Below are 8,779 nucleotides of genomic sequence, written 5' to 3' on the forward strand. Positions count from 1 at the left end.
CACATATCCTAGCCAGTGGTAGGCTTCTCTACAAGTCCATAGCCGCTCGGCACTTCGAGTTTTCTTACGTGGTGTTCATCGTCGCGGCACGGCGTGTGCTCTGATGTTCGGGGCGGCGCGGGTCTCGTCGGCGAGTTGAACGCCCCCCTTGTTGCGTCAAAGCCTACGGGCGGGAGCCAAATCACTGATTCTCTTACGAGCACAGATGCAGGTTCCGCCGGCCGTTCGTGAGCGGGTCGTTAAGTCGCTCCTTCGCCTGGTGGGTCCAACGCGAGCGATGAAGGGCTGCACGGCATGTGCGACGTACGTGGACGTCGAGGATGAGAACATCCTCGTATACGTCGAGGAGTGGGAAACGCAGGAGGCCCTCGTGGATCGCCTTCGGGCGGAAGATCTGAGAGTCCTGCTTTCGGTGATGGACCTCTCTTCTGAACGGCCCGTCGTACGGTTTGACACGATCATCGGAACGCAGGGGATGGAAGTCATCGCGGCGGCACGCGCCGCGGCGGCGCCCTGACGTGAAACATAACAGACACGGAGACAAGCACATGAAACCGAACCAGCGAATCTTCAGGTGCGGAGCGTTGGCCGTGGCCGTCATCGCAGCGGCCCTGCCGGCGTTCGCCCAGCAAGTTGCCGGGGTGCCGGTCTCGCCGGGCGCGGTTGAGTCCAAGCACCGATCCCATCTCCCCATGCCGAACACGGTTCGGCCCGGCCTCATTACCTATGACGCGAAGGACCCGGACAGCAAGTTCCCGCCGATCGAGCAGCTTCGCCCGCCCAAGGGGGCGCCCAACGTGCTAATCGTTCTGATCGACGATGCCGGGTTCGGATCCTCCAGCACCTTCGGCGGCCCGTGCCAGACGCCGGCCCTGGACCGTCTGGCGAACAGCGGCATCCGCTACACCCGCTTTCACACTGCGGCTCTCTGCTCGCCGACCCGCCAGGCGCTGCTTACCGGACGCAATCATCATTCCGTCGGCATGGGCGGCATTACCGAGACTGCTACCGGTGCGCCGGGCTACTGTTCGGTTCGGCCCAAATCTATGGCACCCTTGGCGGAGACGCTCAAGCTCAATGGCTACTCCACCGCACAGTTCGGGAAGTGCCACGAGATACCGGTCTGGCAAACGAGCCCGGCCGGTCCTTTCGACTCCTGGCCCACAGGTGGCGGCGGCTTTGAGTACTTCTACGGGTTCATCGGCGGCGAAGCGAACCAGTGGTATCCGACGCTCTACGAGGGCATCACGCCGGTGGAGTTGAAGAAGACGCCCGAGCGAGGTTATCACCTTCTGGCGGACATGACCGACAAGGCCGTCAAATGGATCGGCCAGCAGAAGGCACTGACGCCCGACAAGCCTTTCTTCATCTACTTCGCCCCAGGCGCTACCCATGCGCCGCACCATGTGCCCAAGGAGTGGGCCGACAGATACAAAGGCAAGTTCGATCAAGGCTGGGACAAGCTGCGTGAGGAGACTTTCGCCCGCCAGAAAGAACTCGGGGTCATCTCGGCCGACTGCCGGCTCACCCCGCGTCCCAAAGAGATTCCCGCGTGGGAGGAAATGCCGGCGGCCATGAAGCCCGTCCTCCGCCGCCAGATGGAAGTATACGCGGGGTTCCTGGAGTACACCGACCATTGCGTCGGCCAGATCGTGGACACGCTCAAGAAACTGAACATTCTCGAGGATACGCTCATTTACTACATCGTTGGCGATAACGGCGCCTCGGCCGAAGGCACGCTGAATGGCGCGTACAACGAGATGGCAAACTTCAACGGCCTGGCCGCCCTGGAGACACCGGAGTTCCTCATGGAGCGGATCGACAAGCTCGGCGGGCCGGAGTCATATAACCACTACGCGGTAGGCTGGGCGCACGCCCTGGATACGCCATACCAGTGGACCAAGCAGGTCGCCTCTCACTGGGGTGGCACACGCAACGGCACCGTCGTGCACTGGCCCAGGGGTGTCAAAGCCAAGGGCGAGATTCGCTCACAGTTTACCCACGTGATTGACGTGGCCCCGACGGTCCTTGAGGCGGCCGGCCTCCCGCAGCCGCAGTCGGTGAACGGCATTCAGCAGGACCCGATCGAGGGGATCAGCATGCTCTACTCGTTCAACGACGCCAACGCCGCGGAGCGCCACGAGACGCAGTACTTCGAAATCTTCGGCAACCGCGGCATCTACCACAAGGGGTGGACCGCCGTAACCAAGCATCGGACTCCCTGGGTTCTCGTGGGCCAGAAGACCGTCCCCCTCGACGATGACGTCTGGGAACTGTACTCGGACAAGGACTGGAGTCAGGCGAACAATCTTGCCAGGCAGATGCCGGAGAAGCTCCACGCGTTGCAGCGCCTGTGGTTGATCGAGGCGACACGCTACAAGGTGCTGCCCATCGACGACAGGGTCACCGAGAAGATGAATCCTGACACCGCCGGCCGACCCGTACTGGTCAAAGGGAAGACCCAGCTCCTCTTCGGCGGCATGGGGCGTCTGTCGGAGAACTGCGTCCTCAGCATCAAGAACAAGTCGCACTCCGTCACCGCCGAGATCGAGGTGCCGGCGTCCGGAGCCGAGGGCGTGATCGTTGCCCAAGGCGCAAACATTGGTGGCTGGAGCCTCTACGCGAAGAACGGCAAGCTCAAGTACTGCTATAACGTGGCCGGCGTGAAGCACTTCTTCGTCGAGTCGGCAGACGCGCTTCCGGCGGGCGCCCACCAGGTGCGTATGGAGTTCGTTTACGCCGGCGGCGGCCTTGGCAAGGGCGGTAAGGTGACATTGTTCATGGACGGAAAGTCGGTTGGCAAAGGCGAGATTCCGATGACCCAAGCGATGGTCTTTTCCGCTGATGACGGGGCCGATGTCGGCGAGGACTCCGGCGCTCCGGTGTCCCCGGACTACGGCCCGGTGGGCAACCGCTTCAGCGGCGAAGTCAAGGGCGTGCTGCTCTCGATCACGGACGACCAGAACAACGCTGATCATCTCGTCAAGCCGGAGGACGCGATCAACGCCGCATTGGGACGGCAGTGAGCCTGCAGAGGAGAGGTTCTCGACGGGGGGACGGTCACCGCGCCGAGTGGCTGTCGTCCCGAGAGGCCGGACCAACACTGGAGACTTCGTGATGGTATCGCGCATCGGTGCAATCATGGTGGTGGCGTGTTGCGGCGGCATCGCATTCGGCCAGAGGGCGATGCCAGCCGACAACAAGAAGCCAGCCTCCGGCGACGAGGTCGCTCCAACGAGCCGACCAGCGGCGATGCCCTCGGTCATTCAGAAGCTGCCGGACTACACCGCGGACCTGGCGCACCGCAAGTATCTCACCGGCGACTGGGGCGGCGCCCGGACCAGGCTGGCGGAAAAGGGTCTTCTCTTCGATCTGGACGTAACCCAGATCCTGCAGGGCAATGCCCACGGCGGCAAGGACACGAATAACGCGTTCCGCTACTCGGGCTCCGCCGACTACTACTTCAAGCTGGACACCGCCCGGATGGGCTTGTGGCCGGGTGGCCTGTTCACGCTGCACGGCGAGACGAAGATCGCGGACAATATAAACCCGAAGGTCGGCTCGCTCATGCCGCCGAATTTCCAGGGCACGTTGCCTGTCCCGGGTGATCCGGGGACGACCACGCTCTCGGAGTTCTACCTCACCCAGGCACTCTCCGAGCAGTTCGTGATCATGGCCGGCAAGATCGATGGAACGTCGCTGCTGGATCAGAACGCGTTCGCCTCCAATCAGCGGACGCAGTTCATGAACACGGGGCTACGGATCAACCCAACCCTCTTCTATAGCGTGCCGTACACCACCATTGGCGCCCTGGCCGTGTGGCTCCCGACCAAGTGGCTGCAGATCAGCACGGCCGTGGCGGACAATGATCCCGACGGCGCGGCCACCATGACTGGTTTCAATACAGCCTTTCACGGGCGCGACTGGTACACGATCGGCCAGGAGTTCGATTTCACCGTCAAACCCTTCGGCAAGACCGGGCACCAGCGTCTGGGGTGGTTCTGGACGTCACGCGATTTCCCCGAGCTTGCGGGCGACGGCCGGATACAGTTCCCGACGGTCATCGGGCCGCGCTTGATTCCTCGGCAACTGCTGCCCCGCTGGGCGCGTGTGCTTCGACTGGGCAACCAGGTCTACAGCCTCGCCGACCTCGAGACATCCGCGGACACCTGGGGCCTCTTCTACAACTTCGATCAGTACTTGTTCACCGAAGCCGACGACCCTGAGCAGGGCGTGGGCATCTTCGGCCGGTTTGGCTACGGCGGCAATCCGAACATCTTCGAAGAGTTCTACAGCCTGGGCGTCAGCGGCAAGGGCTCGATCCCGACCCGCGACCGCGATACGTGGGGGGTCGGCTACTACCTCGCGAATATCAATGACGACATCGACACGGCATTCAGCTTGAACGCCGAGCAGGGCGTCGAGGTGTACTACAACATCGAGATCACGCCGTGGTGCCACCTCACGCCCGACGTTCAGTTCATCGTCGATCCAGTCAGCAGCCACACGCTGGTCGCTAACGGATCGTTTTCGGGGTGGTGGAACAACCTGAATAAGCTGGAGAACCCCGCGCTCATGGCGATTTATGGGAATGACAAGCACCCGACCCAGCAACAAACCTGGGGCGCGGGTCTGGCCTACACCGACTCGCCAACCATCACGTACACGCCGGTTCAAGGCGGGACGTTCGCCAACCGCATGATGACGGCGATCCCAGAGACGACCATCTTTCAACTGTGCGAATCCGGTTGGGGTATGGATCAGCTCCTAGAATGCTGTGTTCAGCGGATCAATGGTATATACCATTTCGATAGCGATCGTGATGGGCTGTTTCGAAGGGGGAGCTCCTGCTCTTCTACGAGCGCTCCCTTGGCCAAACCGGCCGTGGCGTCGGGCACCGGACCGGATGGACGGGGCTGACCGCTCAGAACCTTGCTTTCTTGTCAATCCATGGGGCAACCACGAAACCTGTCTGCAACACCGGCCGACGCGATCCACTCGGTGCCACGGTGTTGAACGGCGGGGTCAACTTTGTATATAGAGGGGATCGCCCATATGCTCGACCAGCTCGGGATCGAGCGCGACCGGATCAATCACTACATCCTCTCGATTCCCAGCCTGCAGCTCTATGACGACGGGCTCAAGCGATTCATGGAGTATCTGGGTCGCCCGCTCGACGACGTGAAGCGGCGGATCAAGTTCCGGGCTTGAGATGTGGGCTACTGCGGCGGGGCGTCGATCCTGCTGCACCTGGACGAACTCGCCCGCGACGGTGAAGCACAAGCGGGAGAGCTGGTCGTGGTTCATTCGGTCGAGTCCAGCAAATGGATGACCGGCGGTTTCGTGGTGAAGTGGTAGGTGCCGCCCGCAGCTCCGAGCACGGAACACCTGCCATGGTTTCAGCCCCGGCCGTCCAAGGCCGGCGAGTGGCACCTGTTGGCCCACTCGCCGGTCGTGTTTTCGTGACCTACGCATCGCTGATCAGCTCTTCGAGGCCCTGCGCAACGATCTGGCCCACGCCCAGGGGCTCATCCCACAACACTGGCAGACGATGATCGGCTTGTCACGCCGCATCGATCGCGCGCTCGACTTCATGATGTCCGACGATGCGGCCGTCGACGCAGCCGGGCCCTCGCATGGCCAATCGGCAGATCCACCGAGCAATCCGAAAACCCAGGCCTGACCCGCGGACGATCAGCTCGTTTGACGCGTGCATTAGTGCGCGATCTCTGGTTCAGAGGGAACCGGGCGAGCGGATGGCAACCATAATCTTGGGGAGTTGCGGTATGAGGAAGGCAGGATTCCACTACGGCGGCGGTCTGGTTCCCGGCGAAACGACCGGTCTCGCGCGGTTGCAGGAGTCGCTCTGAAACCCCAACTTCCGGGCTGGGTGGGTTACCGTTTCCACGCACTGACGAGCACGATCCAGCGAACGTAAGCCCTTGCACGTCGGTCGTTCTGCCCTGACAATAGAGCTTGCCCTTCTCGGGCTTGGCTCTAGCTCAGGACAGGCAAATGATGGCAACCGACATTCGCGAACAGATCACGGAAACCGTAACCCTTGCCAGCGGCGGCAAGCCCGTCGCGGAGCAACTGTTCCAACTGCTCTACGAGCCGTTGCGGCAGTTGGCAGCCCGGTTTCTGTCAGGTGAGGAAGTGGGACACACCCTGACGCCGACCGCGCTGGTCCACGAGGCTTACCTCAAGCTGGTCAATCAGAGCCGGGTGGATTGGCAGGGCAAGACGCACTTTCTCGCCGTGGGAGCGCAGGCGATGCGGCGTATCCTCGTCGATCATGCCCGAGCACGCGGCCGGGCCAAGCGCGGCGGCAAAGCGCTTCGGATTCAGCTCGACGAGCATATCGCCCTGAGTCCCGGCCGGGACGAAGATGTCCTGGCCCTCGATGAAGCCCTGGAGAGGCTGGCCCAACTGGATCCGCGGCAGGCGTCCGTAGTCGAGATGCGGTTCTTCGGCGGTATGAGTGTTGCGGAGGTTGCCGTGGTTCTGGCGGTCTCGAAACGCACCGTTGAAGGCGAATGGACTGCGGCTCGGGCGTGGCTTCGACGCGAATTGGGTGGCAAGGACGAAGCTAAATGACCTCTGCTTTTCACCAGCAGGCCAAGGAGTTGTTCCTGGCCGTCTGCGATATGGAAGAGAACGCCCGCCGCACCTACCTCGATTCACACTGCGGCCACGATCCGGACCTGCGAGCCGAAGTGGAATCACTCCTTCAGTTCCACAGCACGAAGACGCTCATTGCGACGCCATCGACACAGGAAGCTCGGAGAATCATCCAAGCCGCGGCTTCGCCACCAACACCCACGGCGGCGTCGCCGACGGTCGTTCTGGACCGCTGGCCGCCGGGCACACGGGTCGCGGATCGGTACTGCATCCTCGGCGTGCTGGGCAGAGGCGGCATGGGGGAAGTGTACCGGGCCGAGGACCTGAAGCTTTCTCGCACCGTCGCCCTCAAGTTCCTCACCGCGGGTCGAGGTTCCGACACCACTTGGCTGGCTCGCTTTCACGCCGAGGCCCGCATGGCGTCGACGATCACTCACCGTCATGTCTGCCGTATCCATGACGTCGGCGAGGCGGACGGCGAAGCGTTTATCTCGATGGAGTACATAGACGGTGAGAATCTGGCCACGCTGGTCAAGCGCGTGGGGCGCCTCGCACCGGAGAAGGCCGGCCTCGTCGCTCGTCAGCTTTGTCTCGGATTGGCCGCCGCCCACGACCGCGGAATCCTGCACCGGGATCTCAAGCCGGCCAACGTGATGCTCGATGAACGCGGCGAGGTACGACTCACCGATTTCGGCATCGCGGTCTCCGTGTACGATTCGGCCGTCGCCGAGCGGGCCGGCACACTCGCCTACATGGCGCCGGAATTGCGGCGAGGTGAACCGGCCACCATTCAGAGTGATATCTACTCCCTGGGCCTGATCCTGTATGAGCTGGCGACCGGCCGACCCGCCATCGATCCGAACCAGAGCGCGCTCCCCGATTCATCGAGGGTGATCTCGCCTCCGAGCGCCTGGGCCGGCGACCTGGATCGCAAGCTCGAGCGCGTGATGATGGACTGCCTGGAGAATGACCCGCGCCATCGCCCCGAGTCAGTCTATGATGTGCTTGCGGCGCTTCCCGGTGGAGAGGTTCTGACCGCGATGATCGCTTCCGGTGAAACGCCGCCGGTCGATGTGGTGGCGGACTCGCCGGCCCGATCCTCTCGAACGCCCGTGCTTGCCATCGTCAGCGCTGTGGTTGCCTTGACGGGGCTAGCCGCGGCGTTGCTGCTCGCGAACCAGACGCTGCTGGTCTCCCTCGCCCGGTTGTCGGTGCCGCCGGAGGTACTCGGCAACAAGGCGGAGGGCATTCTACAGACCCTGGGATACGAGTCCGCCCGCCGCCTGTCGGAGCAGGCCTTTGTTCTCGACCACGATCGCTGGGACGCCATCCGCAGCGCTTCCCAGCAAGCGGTGGGCAGTGACGCGGGCTTGCCGCCGGGCATGGAAGTGATCTGTTTCAGATATGCCTTGTTCGGCCAGCCGGCAGCCGAATCCGAGGATATCAGTGTTCTGGACTCCAAGCCGCTCGACGGTATTCAGGCGGAAGTTCTGCTGACCGGGGATGGGCATCTTCGCCGTTTCGAAGGCTGGAACCCGCGATCGCGAACCGCGGCCGCGCGCCAGGACGATCCGCCCTGGGCGACGCTGTTTCGCCTCGCCGGTCTGGAGATGAGTGATTTCAAGCTGATCACCACGAGCGAGCGGCCTTGTGTTTGGGATTCGGCCAAGGCAGGGGCCGCCTCGATCCGGGTGCGGGGAGACGAATTGGACGGTCGCATTCGTTTCGACGTGGGTGGCAGTCTGTCTCCCGAGGCGACCCATGTGATCCGGCCGCTGAAGACCAGCGGCCAGACGGCGATGGGCCTGATCTTCGTTGCCACTCTGATCGCCGCCATGCCGCTGGCGTGGAACAATGCCCGGCTGCGGACGAGCGATCGCCGAGGCGCCGTGCAAATCGCGACGGTGGTATTCGGCATGCAGTTCATTTTTTACCTGCTCGGGCATTCGGCTCCGGGCAGTTTCATTGCCGCCGTGGCCTGGTTCATGTCCGCGTCGAAGTCCGCTCTGTTCACGGCCTTCATGGTGTGGATCTACCCCAACGTTGCATAATCCGCCCGCCTCAAGCGGCGTGTTGGGCGGTCTTCATCGCCTGCAGCAGGCCGAGGAGCCTTTGCCGGGCCCAGGTATTGGCGTTGCAGGTGAGGGTGAAGACGCCT

7 protein-coding genes are annotated in these 8,779 nt (G+C 62.9%); all 7 read left to right on the top strand.

The annotated features are described in order from the left end of the window. The first annotated feature begins 205 nt into the window (after positions 1–205). The 7 genes from KA354_24650 to KA354_24680 all read left to right on the top strand — a co-directional run bounded on the left by KA354_24650 (position 206) and on the right by KA354_24680 (position 8,672). Positions 206–517 (top strand): antibiotic biosynthesis monooxygenase, encoded by a 312-nt coding sequence (locus KA354_24650; GenBank protein MBP7937843.1) that lies wholly within the window; start codon positions 206–208, stop codon positions 515–517. 175 nt (positions 518–692) lie between these two features. Further along, positions 693–3,026, top strand: coding sequence for an arylsulfatase (locus KA354_24655; protein ID MBP7937844.1), 2,334 nt, complete (start codon positions 693–695; stop codon positions 3,024–3,026). A gap of 91 nt (positions 3,027–3,117) precedes the next feature. Further along, the gene (locus KA354_24660) at positions 3,118–4,920 is read left to right on the top strand and encodes a carbohydrate porin (protein MBP7937845.1); all 1,803 of its coding nucleotides are present in this window, start codon (positions 3,118–3,120) and stop codon (positions 4,918–4,920) included. 135 nt (positions 4,921–5,055) lie between these two features. Further along, positions 5,056–5,211 (top strand): hypothetical protein, encoded by a 156-nt coding sequence (locus KA354_24665; GenBank protein ID MBP7937846.1) that lies wholly within the window; start codon positions 5,056–5,058, stop codon positions 5,209–5,211. Between the two features lie 3 nt (positions 5,212–5,214). Beyond that, positions 5,215–5,358, top strand: coding sequence for a hypothetical protein (locus KA354_24670; GenBank protein MBP7937847.1), 144 nt, complete (start codon positions 5,215–5,217; stop codon positions 5,356–5,358). A 660-nt stretch (positions 5,359–6,018) separates the two neighbouring features. Next, positions 6,019–6,597: a sigma-70 family RNA polymerase sigma factor gene (locus tag KA354_24675; protein MBP7937848.1), complete on the top strand. Its 579-nt coding sequence runs from the start codon at positions 6,019–6,021 to the stop codon at positions 6,595–6,597. After that, positions 6,594–8,672: a serine/threonine protein kinase gene (locus KA354_24680; GenBank protein MBP7937849.1), complete on the top strand. Its 2,079-nt coding sequence runs from the start codon at positions 6,594–6,596 to the stop codon at positions 8,670–8,672. The genes KA354_24675 and KA354_24680 overlap by 4 nt, the downstream gene beginning before the upstream one ends. The last annotated feature ends 107 nt before the right edge of the window (positions 8,673–8,779 follow it).

It is taken from the genome of Phycisphaerae bacterium (genome assembly GCA_018003015.1).
Taxonomy (GTDB): domain Bacteria; phylum Planctomycetota; class Phycisphaerae; order UBA1845; family PWPN01; genus JAGNEZ01.